Origin of the sequence: Gilvibacter sp., assembly GCF_965601605.1 — a bacterium.
Taxonomy (GTDB): domain Bacteria; phylum Bacteroidota; class Bacteroidia; order Flavobacteriales; family Flavobacteriaceae; genus Gilvibacter.
Window position 1 is genome coordinate 39,053 of sequence record NZ_CBFCWJ010000011.1, and the last position, 16,470, is coordinate 55,522.

Annotated in this window: 16 protein-coding genes; 13 read left to right on the forward strand and 3 right to left on the reverse strand. The window is 43.1% G+C overall.

Translation table 11 applies throughout. The annotated features are described in order from the left end of the window. Positions 1 to 34 precede the first annotated feature (34 nt). The 4 genes from ACSLP7_RS02055 to yajC all read left to right on the forward strand — a co-directional run bounded on the left by ACSLP7_RS02055 (position 35) and on the right by yajC (position 3,000). The gene (locus tag ACSLP7_RS02055) at positions 35 to 1,132 is read left to right on the forward strand and encodes a Glu/Leu/Phe/Val family dehydrogenase (RefSeq protein ID WP_435577770.1); all 1,098 of its coding nucleotides are present in this window, start codon (positions 35 to 37) and stop codon (positions 1,130 to 1,132) included. 76 nt (positions 1,133 to 1,208) lie between these two features. Further along, a complete protein-coding gene (locus ACSLP7_RS02060) occupies positions 1,209 to 2,153 on the forward strand; it encodes a transcription antitermination protein NusB (protein WP_435577771.1) in 945 nt (314 codons plus the stop codon). 52 nt (positions 2,154 to 2,205) lie between these two features. After that, the gene (locus tag ACSLP7_RS02065) at positions 2,206 to 2,712 is read left to right on the forward strand and encodes a DUF1573 domain-containing protein (protein WP_435577772.1); all 507 of its coding nucleotides are present in this window, start codon (positions 2,206 to 2,208) and stop codon (positions 2,710 to 2,712) included. A gap of 3 nt (positions 2,713 to 2,715) precedes the next feature. Further along, positions 2,716 to 3,000 carry a preprotein translocase subunit YajC gene (gene yajC / locus ACSLP7_RS02070; protein WP_435577773.1) on the forward strand — a complete coding sequence of 95 codons (285 nt, stop codon included), beginning with the start codon at positions 2,716 to 2,718 and terminating at the stop codon, positions 2,998 to 3,000. 79 nt (positions 3,001 to 3,079) lie between these two features. On the opposite strand, the gene ACSLP7_RS02075 is transcribed toward yajC, so the two are convergent. Continuing rightward, positions 3,080 to 3,658 carry a hypothetical protein gene (locus tag ACSLP7_RS02075; protein WP_435577774.1) on the reverse strand — a complete coding sequence of 193 codons (579 nt, stop codon included), beginning with the start codon at positions 3,656 to 3,658 and terminating at the stop codon, positions 3,080 to 3,082. Between the two features lie 21 nt (positions 3,659 to 3,679). Beyond that, positions 3,680 to 4,915 carry a peptidase T gene (pepT, locus tag ACSLP7_RS02080; RefSeq protein ID WP_435577775.1) on the reverse strand — a complete coding sequence of 412 codons (1,236 nt, stop codon included), beginning with the start codon at positions 4,913 to 4,915 and terminating at the stop codon, positions 3,680 to 3,682. Between the two features lie 120 nt (positions 4,916 to 5,035). On the opposite strand from pepT, the gene ACSLP7_RS02085 reads away from it, so the two are divergent. Next, a complete protein-coding gene (locus ACSLP7_RS02085) occupies positions 5,036 to 6,064 on the forward strand; it encodes a quinone-dependent dihydroorotate dehydrogenase (protein WP_435577776.1) in 1,029 nt (342 codons plus the stop codon). On the opposite strand, the gene ACSLP7_RS02090 is transcribed toward ACSLP7_RS02085, so the two are convergent. After that, positions 6,054 to 6,965 (reverse strand): spondin domain-containing protein, encoded by a 912-nt coding sequence (locus ACSLP7_RS02090; protein WP_435577777.1) that lies wholly within the window; start codon positions 6,963 to 6,965, stop codon positions 6,054 to 6,056. The genes ACSLP7_RS02085 and ACSLP7_RS02090 overlap by 11 nt on opposite strands. Before the next feature lie 70 nt (positions 6,966 to 7,035). On the opposite strand from ACSLP7_RS02090, the gene ACSLP7_RS02095 reads away from it, so the two are divergent. The 8 genes from ACSLP7_RS02095 to ACSLP7_RS02130 all read left to right on the forward strand — a co-directional run bounded on the left by ACSLP7_RS02095 (position 7,036) and on the right by ACSLP7_RS02130 (position 16,467). Then, complete coding sequence (locus ACSLP7_RS02095; protein WP_435577778.1) at positions 7,036 to 7,653, forward strand: LysE family translocator; 618 nt, start codon at positions 7,036 to 7,038, stop codon at positions 7,651 to 7,653. A gap of 24 nt (positions 7,654 to 7,677) precedes the next feature. Next, positions 7,678 to 8,541: a hydroxymethylglutaryl-CoA lyase gene (locus tag ACSLP7_RS02100; RefSeq protein WP_435577779.1), complete on the forward strand. Its 864-nt coding sequence runs from the start codon at positions 7,678 to 7,680 to the stop codon at positions 8,539 to 8,541. 1 nt (position 8,542) lies between these two features. Further along, positions 8,543 to 9,640: a metallophosphoesterase gene (locus ACSLP7_RS02105; RefSeq protein ID WP_435577780.1), complete on the forward strand. Its 1,098-nt coding sequence runs from the start codon at positions 8,543 to 8,545 to the stop codon at positions 9,638 to 9,640. Then, positions 9,603 to 10,064, forward strand: a complete 462-nt coding sequence (locus ACSLP7_RS02110) for a 5'-nucleotidase (RefSeq protein ID WP_435577781.1) — start codon at positions 9,603 to 9,605, stop codon at positions 10,062 to 10,064. The genes ACSLP7_RS02105 and ACSLP7_RS02110 overlap by 38 nt, the downstream gene beginning before the upstream one ends. Positions 10,065 to 10,203: 139 nt before the next feature. Next, positions 10,204 to 11,436, forward strand: a complete 1,233-nt coding sequence (locus ACSLP7_RS02115) for a DUF4856 domain-containing protein (protein ID WP_435577782.1) — start codon at positions 10,204 to 10,206, stop codon at positions 11,434 to 11,436. Between the two features lie 80 nt (positions 11,437 to 11,516). Next, positions 11,517 to 12,665 carry an imelysin family protein gene (locus ACSLP7_RS02120; RefSeq protein WP_435577783.1) on the forward strand — a complete coding sequence of 383 codons (1,149 nt, stop codon included), beginning with the start codon at positions 11,517 to 11,519 and terminating at the stop codon, positions 12,663 to 12,665. Beyond that, on the forward strand, positions 12,666 to 14,030 hold the full coding sequence (locus ACSLP7_RS02125) for an HTTM domain-containing protein (RefSeq protein WP_435577784.1): 1,365 nt from the start codon (positions 12,666 to 12,668) through the stop codon (positions 14,028 to 14,030). Continuing rightward, on the forward strand, positions 14,020 to 16,467 hold the full coding sequence (locus tag ACSLP7_RS02130) for a TonB-dependent receptor domain-containing protein (protein WP_435577785.1): 2,448 nt from the start codon (positions 14,020 to 14,022) through the stop codon (positions 16,465 to 16,467). The genes ACSLP7_RS02125 and ACSLP7_RS02130 overlap by 11 nt, the downstream gene beginning before the upstream one ends. Positions 16,468 to 16,470: the final 3 nt, after the last annotated feature.

Below are 16,470 nucleotides of genomic sequence, written 5' to 3' on the forward strand. Positions count from 1 at the left end.
GTCCTTTTTAAAGGATTCTTAACCTATTACTTTTATGATGGCAGAAACCATACCTTTTGAAGACCTGAAAAAAATGGACCCCGTTTTTGGTCAACTTTCTTTCGATAACCACGAGCAAGTGGTCTTTTGTAATGACAAAGATACAGGTTTAAAAGCAATAATTGGCATCCACAATACCGTGATGGGACCCGCTTTGGGAGGTACCCGAATGTGGTCCTATAAGACCGAATGGGAAGCCTTGAACGATGTACTTCGTTTGTCTCGTGGTATGACCTATAAATCTGCTATCACCGGTTTGAATCTCGGTGGAGGTAAGGCGGTTATCATTGGTGATGCCAAGACACAGAAGACTCCGGAGCTTATGTTGCGATTTGGAGAGTTCGTGCACTCTTTAGGTGGAAAGTATATTACTGCTGAGGATGTTGGTATGGCAACTTCTGATATGGATCTAGTGCGCACAGTTACTCCATATGTAACGGGAATCTCCGAAGCAAAAGGAGGAGCAGGTAATCCATCTCCAATTACAGCATATGGTGTTTTCATGGGAATGAAAGCAGCGGCTAAGTACCGTTTTGGAACTGAAATGCTGGAAGACAAGCGTGTCTTTGTGCAAGGGATCGGAAATGTAGGTGAATCGCTTGTGGAGCATTTGACCAATGAAGGTGCAAAAGTTGTATTGAGCGATATCAATGAAGAACGTTTGCAAGAGGTAAGTCAGAAATACGGTGCAGAGATCTACCGCGGTGATAACCTGTATGCAGAACCTATGGATATCTACGCCCCATGTGCTTTGGGTGCTACGGTAAACGATCAGACCATTGAGCAGTTACAAGCTCCTGTCATTGCTGGTGCTGCCAACAACCAGTTGGCCGATGAGAACATCCATGGAAAGCGCTTGCGTGAGCGTGGAATTGTTTACGCTCCTGATTTCTTGATCAATGCTGGTGGAATCATCAATGTGTATGCAGAATTGGAGAACTACGGGAAAGCAGACATCATGCGCAAGACCGAAAACATCTACAATACTACTTTGGAAATCCTAGAGAAAGCGGAGCAGCAAAACATCACGACGCATCAGGCTGCTTTTGATATTGCTCAGGCGAGAATCGACGCGCGAAAAAAGGATAATTAATCCGCAGTAAACACAAGACGTTTTTTAACTACATTTGCAGGGTACAAAGAAGTATTCCTGTGTAAAGTTCTTATCCATGTTGACCCGAAGACATATACGTATTAAAGTATTGCAGACCATCTATGCCTTTGATAAGGCAGAAATTGATGAGCTCAAAAAGAGTGAAAAATTCCTGGTCTACAGCATGGAACAAATGCGTGACTTGCATTTAGTAATGTTAGGTCTTTTGGTAAGCTTGCGTGATTATGCTGAGGTTCACCTGGAAAAGCGCAAAAAGAAACACCTCGTCACTCAGGAAGATCTCAATCCCAACACCCGATTTATTGACAATAAGGTACTTGTACTTCTCAAGGAGAACACCGCTTTGAATACCCTTATTTCAGAGCGCAAGTTGGATTTCTGGCAATTGGATGACGAGTACATCAGTCTGTTGCATAAAGAAGTACTCGCCTCAGAGATCTTTGAGCAATATATGACTGGGCCTGAGTCGGATTTTAAAGCCGATAAGGACTTTGTGATCCAACTCTACAAGCAGATCATTGCTCCGAACGACAAGCTTTACGACTATTTTGAAGACAAGCGTTTGACTTGGTTGGATGATTACCCGGTAGTTAATACAGGTATTGTCAAGTTGCTGAATCAAATGGGGCCTAACCCGTCAGATGGTAAACTTATGCCTCCAGCTTTTAAGAATAAAGAAGATCTGGATTTTGGTGTGGAACTCTTTAGAAAAGTGGTGCTTCACGACGAAAAATACACCAAAGATATTATTGGCAAGACTCCTAATTGGGATAAAGACAGAATTGCCGATTTGGACATGATCATGATCAAAATGGGAATCGCGGAGTTTTTGCACTTTCCAAGCATTCCTGTTAAAGTGACAATTAACGAATATTTAGAAATCGCCAAGGAGTATTCTACCCCTAAAAGCAGTATTTTTATAAACGGTATTTTGGACAAACTAGTTCAGCAATACCGCGACAATGACAGCCTGAACAAAATAGGACGCGGGCTTAGATAGAATAGAAAATTTGGTTATTTTAGCCACTCTTAAAAAAATTAAACCTAAAAAGATGAGAAAATCAGCATTAATATTGGCAGCCTTTGTTGCTTTTGCCTTTACTTCTTGTAAGGAAAACGCTGCTGACAAAGTAGACGGAACCACTGATGTATCTGCTAACGCAGGAGCTGCTACAAGCACAAGTGGAGATGAAGCAAAGTTCCCTGTAATGCAGTTTGAAGCTGTAGAGCACGACTTTGGAACAATTGATCAAGGAACTAACGTAGAGCACTTGTTCAAATTTACTAACACTGGAAACGCTCCATTGGTAGTAGTAGATGCTAAATCAAGCTGTGGATGTACAGTACCTACTTGGTCACGTGAGTCTATCCCTCCAGGTGGAGAAGGAGAAATGCTTGTTAAATTCAACGGATCTGGACAGAACCAAGTTAGCAAGACAGTGACTATTACTGCAAACACACGTAACGGTAAAGAAACTATCAAGATCAAAGCTTTTGTAACTCCTAAAGCTGGAGCTGCAGGTGGATCTCCAATCCAAGTTAATTCTTCAGGAAGATAATCCATGGAAGGCATTCAACAGTTTGTTCCCTTATTACTGCTTTTTGCTGTATTCTATCTGTTTTTGATAGCTCCACAGCGCAAGAAGCAAAAACAAGAACGCAAGTTCATTGAAGAGTTAAAAAAGGGAGATCGCGTGGTTACTATTAGCGGTATGCACGGTAAGGTATTGGATCTAAACGATGACGGTACTTGCATCATTGAGACTGGAGCTGGTAAGATCAAATTTGATCGTGCAGCCATTTCAATGGAAAAAAGCAAACGCATGAACGAACCTGCGAAAAAATAAGTTGCTTTCGAGCAATTAAAAAAGCCGCTCCATCGAGCGGCTTTTTTATTGGTGCAAATTCATTGCAACCTAAAATTATTTAAAAGCGGTATCCGACTAAAAGTCCGCCTCTAAAGAATCCTTCTGGCCCAAAGTCTGGGCTCAATAGATAACGTCCGCCACCAATACTGAGTTCAAATACAAAACCGTTATTGCTTACCCATTTCTGTCCAACAGCGATCCCAATTCCTGTGTTGAACCAAGATTCATCAGTAGTAATGAAACCGGGTACCGGTCTTTCTGGGAAGCCGACAATTTCTTCCGTAAACTCTTCTTTACCGAAGGCAAACTGCAACATACCTTCAACAAAGAAACCGCGAGCTCCATACTCTTTCTTATTAAAGAAGTACTGTCTGTAAAAAGGAGTGAGTGCGAAGGCTTGGTATTCATTGAAGCTGTCTTCTAAACCAATGTTGATTGCTGCTCCGACTCCTGAGTAACGACTCAGCACATATTCATAATTGATCTCAATGTTTGGAATGGCTAATGCTTCTATCGCATCCAAGCGCAGTTCGTGTTTTCTTTCGTCAATAGGTTTTGGTGATTCTGATTGGTCATCCTGTGCCCATAGGGCAGCAGTAAACAGACCCAAAAGGGCTGTTAGCATTTTCTTTTTCATAGCGTAATGTGTTGTTATTAATTACTTGGTGGCCAGCCTGCGAGCAATATTGACAATCACCTCAATCGCTTTTTCCATGCTTTCCACAGGAACGTATTCGTATCGTCCGTGGAAATTGTGACCCCCTGCAAAAATATTTGGACAAGGCAGGCCCATAAAGCTCAATTGAGATCCGTCTGTACCACCACGGATCGGCTTGATGATCGGAGTAATTCCAGCTTCCTGCATTGCAGCTTCAGCCAGTTCCACTATATGCATTACGGGCTCAATCTTTTCCCGCATATTGAAATACTGATCATTAAGCACCACCGAAACAGTGTCTGCTCCATGCTTTTCATTCAATAGACGTGCAATTTCTAAAACGGTTGCTTTGCGAGCCTCAAATTTTTCACGATCGTGATCCCTAATGATGTATTTGAGTTGTGTCTGATCTACGCCACCTTGCTGATCGTAAAGGTGATAGAATCCTTCACGGCCTTCTGTGGTCTCCGGAGTTTCATCTGCAGGAAGCGTATTGATGAATTCTGATGCGATATACATGGAGTTGATCATCTTGCCCTTGGCATAACCCGGGTGAACGATCTTTCCCTTGATGGTTACTTCGGCTCCTGCGGCATTGAAATTTTCGTATTCCAATTCTCCAATTTGAGAACCGTCCATGGTATAGGCCCAATCTGCTCCGAATTTTTCCACATCAAAGTGATGGGCTCCGCGACCGATCTCTTCGTCCGGAGTAAAACAAACTCGAATGCGTCCGTGTGGAATCTCTGGATGGTTGATCAAGTATTCCATGGCCGATACGATCTCTGTGATCCCGGCTTTGTCATCGGCACCTAAAAGGGTGGTCCCATCTGTGGTGATCAGTGTTTGACCTTTATAGAGTAAAAGATCTTCAAAATAACTCGGAGAGAGTATAATGTCTTTTTCTGCATTTAAGACAATATCTCCGCCATTGTAATTCTCATGAATTTGCGGCTTTACGTTAGCTCCCGTAAAATCTGGAGAGGTGTCAAAATGACTCACAAATCCAATGGTAGGCAGATCGTGCTCCACATTAGACGGCAAAGTAGCCATCACATAAGCCTTGTCATCAATGGTTACCTCACTCATACCAATGGCTTTGAGTTCTTCAAAGAGCTTATTGGCTAAATCCCACTGCTTTTCAGTACTGGGTGTAGTTGGGCTGGAAGCATCAGATTCTGTATCTGTGGTCACATAGCTTACAAAGCGATCAATGAGGTGTTTTCTGTCTATCATGGATTGTAATTTTCTTTCTCAAAAATAGCGATATGCAGGCAGGTGAACAAGCGGAAATTTGTTGACAAATCCACTGTGGCAAAAGGAGAAGAAAATGTATTTTTGTGCAAACATTCTCTCGTGTATAAATTCCTGCTAAGACCACTGCTTTTTTGTTTCGATCCGGAACAAGTACATCACTTTACCTTTGGACTTATTCGTTTGATGCATAAAATTGGATTGGGGCCGCTCTTTAGATCCATTTATGCTAAAAAGGATCCCAAACTTAAAAGAGAGGTATTTGGACTCACCTTTGACAATCCTGTGGGATTGGCCGCAGGTTTTGATAAAGATGCCAAGCTGTACAATGAGCTGAGTAACTTCGGATTTGGTTTTGTAGAAATTGGCACCATAACTCCCAAACCGCAAGATGGAAATCCCAAGAAGCGTTTGTTTCGCTTAAAGCAAGACAAGGCCATTATCAATAGAATGGGTTTTAACAACCAAGGCGTAGAGGCAGCTATAGGACGTTTAAAGAATCGTAAGACCCAGATCATAATTGGAGGGAATATTGGTAAGAACAAAGTCACTCCTAATGAAGAGGCTACCTCAGATTACATCAAATGTTTTAAGGCTCTTTTTGATCATGTCGATTATTTTGTGGTCAATGTGAGTTCTCCCAATACGCCAAACTTGAGAGCATTGCAGGAAAAGGAGCCGCTCACAGAGTTATTAAAAACTTTACAGGTCAAGAATCAGGCGAAATCCAATCCCAAACCAATTCTGCTTAAAATTGCTCCAGATCTCAATGAAGATCAGCTTTTAGATATTATTGATATTGTGCGCGATTCCAATACAGACGGAATCATTGCAACTAATACTACTATTGCACGCGAACCTTTGACCACATCGGCAGAGAAAGTGAAGGCTATTGGAAACGGAGGCTTAAGTGGTAAACCTTTGACCAGTCGAAGTACAGAGGTGATTCGCTTCTTGCACCAAAAAAGTGAGGGTTCTATTCCAATTATTGGAGTGGGAGGGATTCACTCCGCAGAAGACGCTTTGGAAAAAATAGAAGCCGGAGCAAGTTTGGTACAACTTTACACCGGCTTCATCTATGAGGGTCCGGCCCTGGTAAAGGCCATCCATAAATCGTTACTTAACGCTTAACAAGCTTTCTAACCACGGTTTGTCCATCAGTGGTCAACATATTGACCAGGTAAACGCCGCTTTTAAAATTACTCACGTCCATAGTTAAGGCCGTGCTTCCTTTCATGTTTTGTTGATATACCAACTGACCAAGGGCAGAATAAACCGAAACGGTTTCTACATCGGCATTAGGAACTTGCAAGTTGAGTTGATCTGTAGCAGGATTTGGACTCATGCTGATGCTTTGCAGGCTGTTGTCCTCGACAGATAAAATTCCTTCCAAAGAAATGGTCAAGGTTCCTAAAGGCTCCGAAGAAAAAGGAACTACACCTTGAATATTGCTGATGGGTTGCTGCGGATCGGTATCCATATTGGGAGAGGTGTAATCCGGGCCGTTATCGGTACCCGCGTCGTATGGATAAAGCACTACGATGATCTCTTCAATCCAAGCACCTTCAGAATCTAAAAGCGACAAGCTGTTCACTCCGATCATCCAATCGGGAGAGGGTGCCACCATAGATACTAAGGTCAATAGTGGGAAATCTGAAGTTGTTTCAATAAGATCAATAGATACGGTTCCAGCGGCAGTGGCCAAGGCCGGTCCGTTAATTTCTTGATTGGCATAATTGTCTGTGATGGCGTCTGCAACTTCTCCAAAGAATAAGGTATTGTTGCCCAATTCAGCGACGTCTTCAATCCCGGGAGTTGCTAATCCGCCTACCTCAAAAAAGGTGACATTCTCGTTGTGAGTAGCTCCTACCAAACGCGACCAATGCGCCGTAGATGGCAGGCTCCCGCTAGAATGCGGATGCGTGGCTTGAGACCAAGTGCTTTCAAAGGTTACGCTGTATTGCGCCGTGGATTGGGCCAGGCCCAAAAGCGGTGTGATAAGCAGTAAAAGCGATAGTGTAATTTTTTGCATAGCTGATGTTTTCCCCCTGTAGTCGGAAATTATGTCGTCGCATTACACAAATTGAATTATTTTTATTCCCGTGTTAGAAAACCTCTACTTATTTGCCATTGCTACTGCAGGTTTGGCGTTCTCACCGGGACCAGATAATATATACGTGCTTTCACAAGCCATGGCCCATGGAAGTCGTTACGGAATAGCCACTACAGCGGGTCTAATCTCTGGTTGTATTGTGCACACCACGCTTCTGGCCTTTGGTGTCTCAGCGCTAATTACAGCTTCTCCAACCTTATTTTGGGGTATCAAGATCTTTGGTGCGGCCTATTTGCTCTTTCTGGCGTACAAGGTATACGGCGCAAAAGGAGATATAGTTACCGACTCTGGTGTTCCTAAGAAGAGTTTGACCGCGCTTTACTGGCAAGGGGTGGTTATGAATCTGCTCAATCCAAAGGTCATACTTTTCTTTTTGGCATTCTTTCCGAGCTTTCTTTGGAATCCGGATGCAGACTTGGTAAAGCAATTCTACATTTTAGGCGGAACCTTTATGTTGCTGTCCTTTATAATCTTTAGCGGTATAGCCTTATTTGCTGGGCAACTGAACCGCTTTGCCATGAGCAAGCCCAATAGCGGGCTCTTCTTCAAGTGGTTGCAAATAATCGTATTTGTGGGAATAGCCGTGTATATTTTACTCCCCGAATAAGGCTGGGAGTTGTATATTTGGGTGATGCAAAAAGTAAAGCTTATTGAGTGCCCTAGAGATGCCATGCAAGGCATAAAAGATTGGATTCCAACTTCAGCTAAGGTGCAGTACATTCAGGCTTTATTGCGCTGCGGATTTGATACTATAGACGTGGGCAGTTTTGTCTCGCCTAAGGCCATTCCGCAGATGAAAGACACCGCGGAAGTACTCAATGCAATTGACTTGAGTACAACGGAGTCTAAACTTTTGGCCATTGTAGCTAATGTTCGTGGAGCTCAGGATGCGGTGCAGTTTGAGCAGATCGATTATTTGGGTTTCCCTTTTTCAATTTCAGAGAATTTCCAAATGCGTAATACGCATAAGACCATTGCGCAATCGGTAGAGACCTTGCAAGAGATCCTCAATATCGCCGATTCCAAGAACAAAGAAGTTGTGGCATACCTCTCCATGGGGTTTGGGAATCCTTACGGAGATCCTTGGAACGTAGACATAGTGGGCGAGTGGACCGAACGCTTGGCCGCCATGGGAGTTCAAATTCTATCGTTGTCAGACACTATTGGTTCTTCAACTCCAGAAGTGATCGACTACCTCTTTGCCAATTTGATCCCGCGTTATCCGCAGATCGAATTCGGCGCTCATTTGCACACAACACCCACCAGTTGGCATGAAAAAGTAGATGCAGCCTATAAAGCTGGCTGTCGCAGATTTGACGGTGCTATTCAAGGGTTTGGGGGTTGTCCAATGGCCAAAGATGAATTGACGGGTAATATGCCTACAGAACGTTTGGTATCTTACTTTACAACGGTCAAAGCCGATACCAATATCAGTACCATGAGTTTTGAAAGTGCATTTAATGAAGCTTCTAAAATCTTCCATAAATACCACTAGTATGCGTTTTTTCAGTGTAGTTCTTTTTGTAATTCTGGTCTGGGGCTGCAGCAGTTCCCAAAAGACCCAAACTCCCAAGGATGACGGTCAAATTGAGTTCGTGATCATTCAAATGAATGACGTTTATGAAATTGCTCCTTTGGGTGGTGGTAAATTCGGTGGATTGGCTCGAGTGGCTCATTTAAAAGACTCTTTATCGGTCATCAACCCGAATACCTTCCTGGTTATGGCAGGAGATTTTTTAAACCCTTCTTTGATTGGGACTTTAAAGATAGACGGCCAGCGTATCTATGGTAAACAAATGGTAGAGACCCTTAATGCCATGGGATTGGATCTGGCCACCTTTGGGAATCACGAATTTGATATAGGCCGAGAAGCTCTGCAGGCACGCATTAATGAATCAGAATTTGCTTGGACTTCTGGAAATGTGTTTGAGGTCAATGAAGACCGAAAGACCTTTTTCAACAAGAACAGAAATATCGGCAATATTGCCCTAAAACCTTACTACATCTGGTCCATTAAAGATTCAGATGGTACTAGGCTCAATATAGGATTTGCAAGTTCTTGTATCGATTCCAACCCTAAGGATTTTGTCTCTTATGAGCCTGTGTTTGCTACCTTAGAGAGTGATCTGTCAGCGTTGATTCCGCAGTCAGACATCCAACTGGGATTGACTCATTTAGCTTTAGAGCAAGACAAAGAAGTTGCTAATAAGTTTCCAGCTTTACGCCTGATCATGGGTGGTCATGAACACAACAATATGTCTGTGCCTACCAATAACGCTACAGTGGTAAAAGCAGATGCCAATGCTAAAACGGTTTATGTTCACCGTTTTACGTATAATAAAACTACCGATGACTTGATCATTGATTCTGAATTGGTGTCAATTGATGATTCTATGCCGAATCAGGCTACGACTCAAGCCGTGGTGGATAAATGGGATGCAATTTTGCAAACCAAACTCAAAGAAGTGGTTGCGGACCCTAACGAGATCATTTATACAGCGACTACTCCTTTAGATGGTACCGATAGTGCTAGCCGTGGAATCCAAACCAATCTGGGTGGTATTATTACGGAAGCCATGGCCGGAAGCTTTTGACAAACCTGCGCAAGCTGCCTTGGTCAATGGAGGTTCTATTCGAATAGATGATCAGCTTTCGGGCAATGTAAGTAGTCTGGATATCTTTCGAGTGCTTCCTTTTGGTGGGCATATCGTAAAGGTAGATATGACGGGCTCTTTACTAATCAAGACCTTGAATTACGGTTTGGAAAAAAGAGGCAAGGGAGCCTATCTGCAGCGCTTCAATATAGATCGTAATACCAGAGGGGAGTGGATGCTCGGTCCATCTGAGATCGACCCGGAAGGCGTTTACAGCATAGCCTTGAGCGACTTTTTGCTGAAAGGTTATGACATACCATTCTTAACTGCGGAGCATCCTGAAATTCTTGGGGTTTATACGCCAAGTACAGATGAAAAGGCAGGTGACATTCGCCGTGCGGTGATTGAATTTCTCAAAGGATAATTCAGGAAAATACTGATAATCAGCCCCTGAATTTCTTAACCTAAATTTTATTTAAAATTATTCTAAATAAACTTGGACCGAATTGGTTTGGGGATTACTTTTGTGGTGTTATTTAAAACGAGTCTAAATAAAAACAACTATGAAATATCTCCCAAATTTATTCCTTGCAGCCACTCTATTATTTGTGAGTTGTTCAGACGATGACAACACCGATCCAATCCCAGATAATGGCGGTGTAGACATAGAAGCCCCTTTAACATATAACTTTGAACGTAACGGAGAAACTACGGTTTCTTTCAGCGGACAGACTACACGAATCCGCATGGGTGAAGAAGTGGTTGGCGCACTACTAGATTTTGACAACAGTACTTCTGAAAGTCTAATTGCTCAATACAATCACCAAGAAGGTGAGGCCAACTTTGAAGATGAAACTTTAAATGCTTCCAACAAGAACTTAAGCAGTAAAACGGCTGCTTCTCGTGATTACTTTGTGACCAATACTGCAGAGTCTGCGGTAATTCGCACGGACTTTGAAACGTATATGGAAAAACAAATTTCTGATGTGTTTCCAGGCGAGTTTCAAGCGGCAGAGCCGGGGATTGCTGGTCAGTTGGCTGATGGAAGTTCAACGCGTTGGGTAGCTCCAGATGGATTGGAGTACAACCAGCTTTGGATCAAAGGAATGATCGGCGCTTTGATGGCAGATCAAATGCTTAACAACTACCTCTCTCCAGCAGTCTTGGATGAGGCCGATAATGTTACCAATAACGACAACGAAGTTCTGGCAGAAGGTAAGAACTATACGACGATGGAGCATAAATGGGATGAGGCCTATGGTTATCTCTTCGGAAACTCACCGAGCGCTTCCAATCCATTGGCAACTTTAGGTGATGATGACAGCTTTTTGAACAAGTATTTAGGACGCGTAGAGAACGATCCAGACTTTGCTGGCATCGCACAAGAGATCTTTGACGCTTTCAAATTGGGACGTGCTGCGATTGTTGGTAAAAACTACCAATTGCGTGACGAGCAAGCGGCGATCATCCAAGAGCGCGTTTCTGAGATCATCGCTATCCGAGCAGTCTACTATTTAGAGCAAGGGCGTATGGCGTTAGAGCAAGAAAACTACGGAACCTCTTTCCACGATCTTTCAGAAGGTTACGGCTTTATCTACAGCCTGCGTTTTACCAGAAACACAGTAACCGGAGCACCTTATTTTAACCGTACAGAAGTTGATGCGATGTTGTCTCAGCTTATGGAACAAGGTACAAACGGTCTTTGGGATTTGACTCCTGCAGTACTCAGTGATTTAGCAGAAACTATCGCTGCTAAATTCAGCTTTACAGTAGCTCAGGCTGCTGATTCAAACTAAGTGAATAACTCATCAAAACCGAGTGACTTTTAAGTGGGTCTACACGGTTTTGAGTTGTAATTTTGCAAAAAAAATTGAGCATGTTAAAAAAGATATTTTTCATTCTATTTACAGGGCTATTATTGGCTTGTTCTTCTGATGATCCTGCGCCAGATCCAGACAATGGTAATGGTGGAACCGACAACAATGGAGGTGATGGAACTACAGGCTTTGATCGAGCCGCCCTTTTGGCCAATTGGGCAGACAATATCATTGCGCCTGCTTACCAAGACTTTTATCCAACAACCGAGGCATTAGAGGAAAGTGTTACTGCATTTAGAGACAATCCAACAGCGGTAAATCTTGAGCAAGTACGTGCCGATTGGTTAAACGCCTACAGAGCCTTTCAATGGGTGTCTATGTTTGAGACAGGACCTGCAGAAGATTTGCGTTTTAGAGCACGTTTGAATACCTATCCTGCAGATACGGCAACTATTGATGAATTCATTGCAACAGGCACTTATGATCTTGAATTGCCTTCTACTATTGACGCTCAAGGTTTTCCAGCCTTAGATTATTTGCTTTTTGGAATCGCGGATACAGAAGAGGAGATCATTGACTTTTATGAGAACGATCCTACCGCTGTAAATACGCTGGTCTATATGCAAGCCTTGGCCGTGAATATCAAAACCTTGACTTCTTTGGTTCGCGATTTATGGCAATCCAGTTTTATAGCCAGCTTTAAAGCCAATACAGATGCTTCCGCTACAGGTTCTATTGATAAATTGACCAACGATTTCATTTTCTATTACGAAAAGGCATTGCGTGCCGGAAAGATCGGTATTCCTGCAGGAGTATTCTCAACAGATCCTCTTCCGCAGAATGTAGAGGCTTTTTACAATCAAGAGGTATCTAAGGAATTGGCTCTTGAAGCTTTATTGGCGGTTCAAAACTTCTTTAACGGTACAGGTGCTAATGGTGGTAATGGCCGCGGATTCAAATCCTATCTCGATTTCTTAAACACCATTAAGAACGGTGAAGACCTCAGTACTTTGATCAACGAGCAGTTTGATCTAGCCCGATTGGCCATCAATGACCTGGACGACAATTTTGTGAATCAAGTTCAAACCAATAACATCGCCATGCTAGAGGCTTATGATGAATTGCAGCGCAATGTAATTCTCATAAAAGTAGATATGCTGCAAGCTTTAAGCATTGATGTAGACTTTGTTGACACAGACGGCGACTAAATGTTCTCATTAGTAAATCACGCTTATTTTAATCGCACGATTAAGACCGCTCCTTTGGCGGTCTTTCGTGTTTTATTTGGTGTGATGATGCTTTTGAGTCTGATTCGCTTTTGGGCCAACGGATGGATCAATAAATTATACTTAGAACCCGAATTCCATTTTAGTTATTACGGCTTTGAGTGGGTTAAACCTCTGGGGAATTGGACCTATTTGATTTTTCTCATTTGTGGACTCGCTGCTCTTGGGGTTGCTTTGGGTTATAAATACCGACTGGCCATAGTGCTGTTCTTTTTGAGCTTTACCTATATCGAGCTCATGGACAAGACTACTTATCTCAACCACTACTATTTTGTAAGTGTGCTGAGCTTTCTAATGATATTTCTGCCGGCTAACCGCTGGTTTTCGTTGGATGCGCTCCAGCCCGGTTTTGCCTTGAAGGAAGTTCCGCGCTGGACGGTTGATTCCCTTAAGCTAATGTTGGGGATTGTGTATTTCTACGCAGGTTTGGCCAAACTCAACAGCGATTGGTTGGTAGAAGCCATGCCTTTAAAGATCTGGTTGCCGGCTAAATACGATCTGCCGCTTTTGGGAGACCTCATGCAGCAAGAGTGGGTGCATTACGCCTTTAGTTATGGCGGCGCGCTTTACGATCTTTTTATTCCCTTTTTACTGCTTTTTGCAAGAACGCGTTGGTTTGCCTTTGGTTTGGTTGTGTTCTTTCACGTATTAACGCGTGTGCTGTTCCCAATTGGAATGTTTCCCTACATCATGATCGTTTCATCGCTCATCTTTTTTACCCCGGACTTCCACGAGCACATCCTACTCAGCTTGCGCAGACTGTTGATCAGGTTGAATATCTATCGTCCAATTGAGTCGACATCTAATTTTTCTTGGAAACCTAGAACTGCGGTGCTTCCTATTATAATCGTCTTCTTTGCAATTCAGTTGCTGTTTCCATGGCGTTATGTATTGTATCCAGGTGAGCTTTTTTGGACCGAAGAAGGCTATCGATTCTCTTGGCGCGTCATGCTAATGGAGAAAGCAGGATATGCCCAATTCAAAGTAGTGGATGGGCAGAGTGGAAAATCATTTTTGATTGACAATACCGACTTTTTAACACCTCTACAAGAAAAGCAGATGAGCTTTCAACCTGATTTCATAGTAGAGTACGCGCATTATTTGGCCGATCATTACGAGCAGCAAGGATATAAGCAGGTAGCCGTCTATGTGGAGAGCTATGTGGCCTTAAACGGCAGACTGAGCCAGGCCTATATCGATCCAAAGGTTAACCTGGTAGCTCAGCGCAATTCTTTTAAACATAAAACTTGGATACTTCCTTTTAACGATACCATTGATGGACTGTAAATCCTTTAAAACCTATTTATTGATCCTTTTGGGTCTTTTTAGCTTGAATACGGCTTGGAGCCAAGTTAAGTTGGAATTCCAGATAACTAATACAGATGGACAGCCGGTGAATGAAGCTGAGGTGTATTTGAATCCGCTTGCGCTAAGTACCCGAACCAATGCCTCAGGATCAGCCGTCTTTGAGAATTTGGATACCGGAACCTATCAGGTGTACATCTTTGCTTTAGATTATGAGATTCTGGAAGCTTCCATCGAGCTAACTTCAAATACGCGTTTGGATTATACGCTGCAGCCTTTGGGAGAAGCTTTGTCAGAAGTGATTATTACCGCCCAACGTGAACGCGTTTTGGCCTTGAGGCAACTCAGACCTGTAGAGGGAACCGCAATATATTCAGGAAAGAAAAGTGAAGTCATCCTTTTGGATAATGTGACGGCTAATTTGGCCACAGCAAATGCGAGACAGATCTACTCGCGAATTGTCGGCTTGAATATTTATGAGAACAATGATGCTGGTTTGCAACTCAATATTGGTGGCCGCGGTTTGAACCCAAACCGAACGTCTAATTTCAATACTCGACAAAACGGTTATGACATCTCTGCAGATGTGTTGGGGTATCCCGAGAGTTATTATTCTCCACCGCCAGAGGCAGTGCAGGAAATTCAGATTGTACGCGGAGCAGCTTCCTTGCAATACGGAACACAGTTTGGTGGTTTGGTGAACTTTAAAATGCGAGAGCCTGTAAAGGACAAGCCCATTGCCCTTGTGAGTCGGCAGACTTTGGGAGCTTATAATTTGTTTACCAGCTTCAATAGCTTGAGCGGGACAGTTGGCAAGTTGAGCTATTACACCTATTTCAACTTTAAATCTGGAGAAGACTTTAGACCCAATTCTGATTTTGAGTCTTACAACGCTTTTGGATTGTTGCGCTATAAACCCTCTGAGAGAACAACCATCACCGCAGAATTCAGTTATTTGAATTATTTAGCGCAGCAGGCTGGAGGACTTACAGACAGTCAGTTTCAAGAAGATCCTACTTTTAGTAACCGTACGCGAAACTACTTTAAAGTCGATTGGAAACTCTACAGTTTAAAGTGGGAGCAAGCTATTGCGCAGCGCAGTCAGTTCAGCTTGAACCTTTTTGCTTTAGATGCTTCACGTAAATCTGTGGGCTTTAGAGAGAACCGTGTTTCTCAGGTGGATGATTTAGAATCGCCCAGAGAACTCATTGTCGGGAATTTTAGAAACTGGGGTGCTGAAGCGCGTTTTTTGAGCAGATATGATGCGTTGGGGCAGGAGCAGACCTTTTTAATTGGAGGGAAATACTATCAGTCCAACAATGCAGAACGTCAAGGGCCAGGCACCAATGGCTTAGACGCGGATTTCAATTTTGCGGATGATCAATTCCCGAACTACGCCCGTCAAAGTGATTTTGATCTTCCCAATTTGAATGTAGCCTTGTTTGCTGAACATATTTTAAAGCTAAACGACCGCTTGAGTATTACCCCAGGAGCGCGTTTTGAATACATCAAAACAGAAATTGACGGGAGCTTTGAACGTATCAACTTTGACTTGGCAGGCAATCCAATCTTACAAGAAACGGTTCCGGATATGCGTAGTGTAGACCGTAGCTTTGTGTTGCTTGGTCTCGGAGCAAGTTATAAGAGCAGTCCGGCTTTAGAATTCTATGGAAACATCAGTCAGAACTACCGCTCGGTAACCTTTAGTGATATTAGAATCACTAACCCTTCCTTGACCATTGATCCAGACATCAGTGATGAATCTGGTTTTACGGCAGATATTGGTGTTCGCGGTCGCATCAAGAACAACTTCAGCTTTGACGCCGGTTTTTTCTTTTTGAGTTATCAAGATCGATTGGGCTTAGTGCTGCGCGCTGTTAGTGATATTCAGCAGGAACAGTTCCGCGGAAACATCGGAGACGCCATTACCTATGGATTTGAAGGATTTGGTGAATATAATTTAGTCCCAGCTTTAGGACTCACTCCAGAGTATCGTTTGAGTGTTTTTGCCAATTTGGCGCTAACTCGCTCCGAATATACCCGCAGCGAACTCAACAATGTAGTGGGGAATCAGGTGGAATTTGTTCCCGATGTAAACCTAAAAACAGGTTTGAGCCTAGGCTACAAGAACTTTTTGGCCAGTTTGCAGTACACCTATTTGAGCGAACAATTCACGGACGCGACCAATTCTAGAGCCGACCTCAGCAGTCAAAGTGGAATAGTGGGAGAGATACCTTCCTATGATATTTTGGACTTTTCTGCGCGCTACCGATTCAAATCTTGGTTGCAATTAGAAGCTGGAATCAACAACGTATTAGACAACAGTTACTTTGTCCGTAGAGCTACTGGCTATCCGGGTCCAGGAATCATTCCAAGTCAGCCCAGAACCTGGTATGCCGGTTTAGAGTTCCGCTTTTAAAGG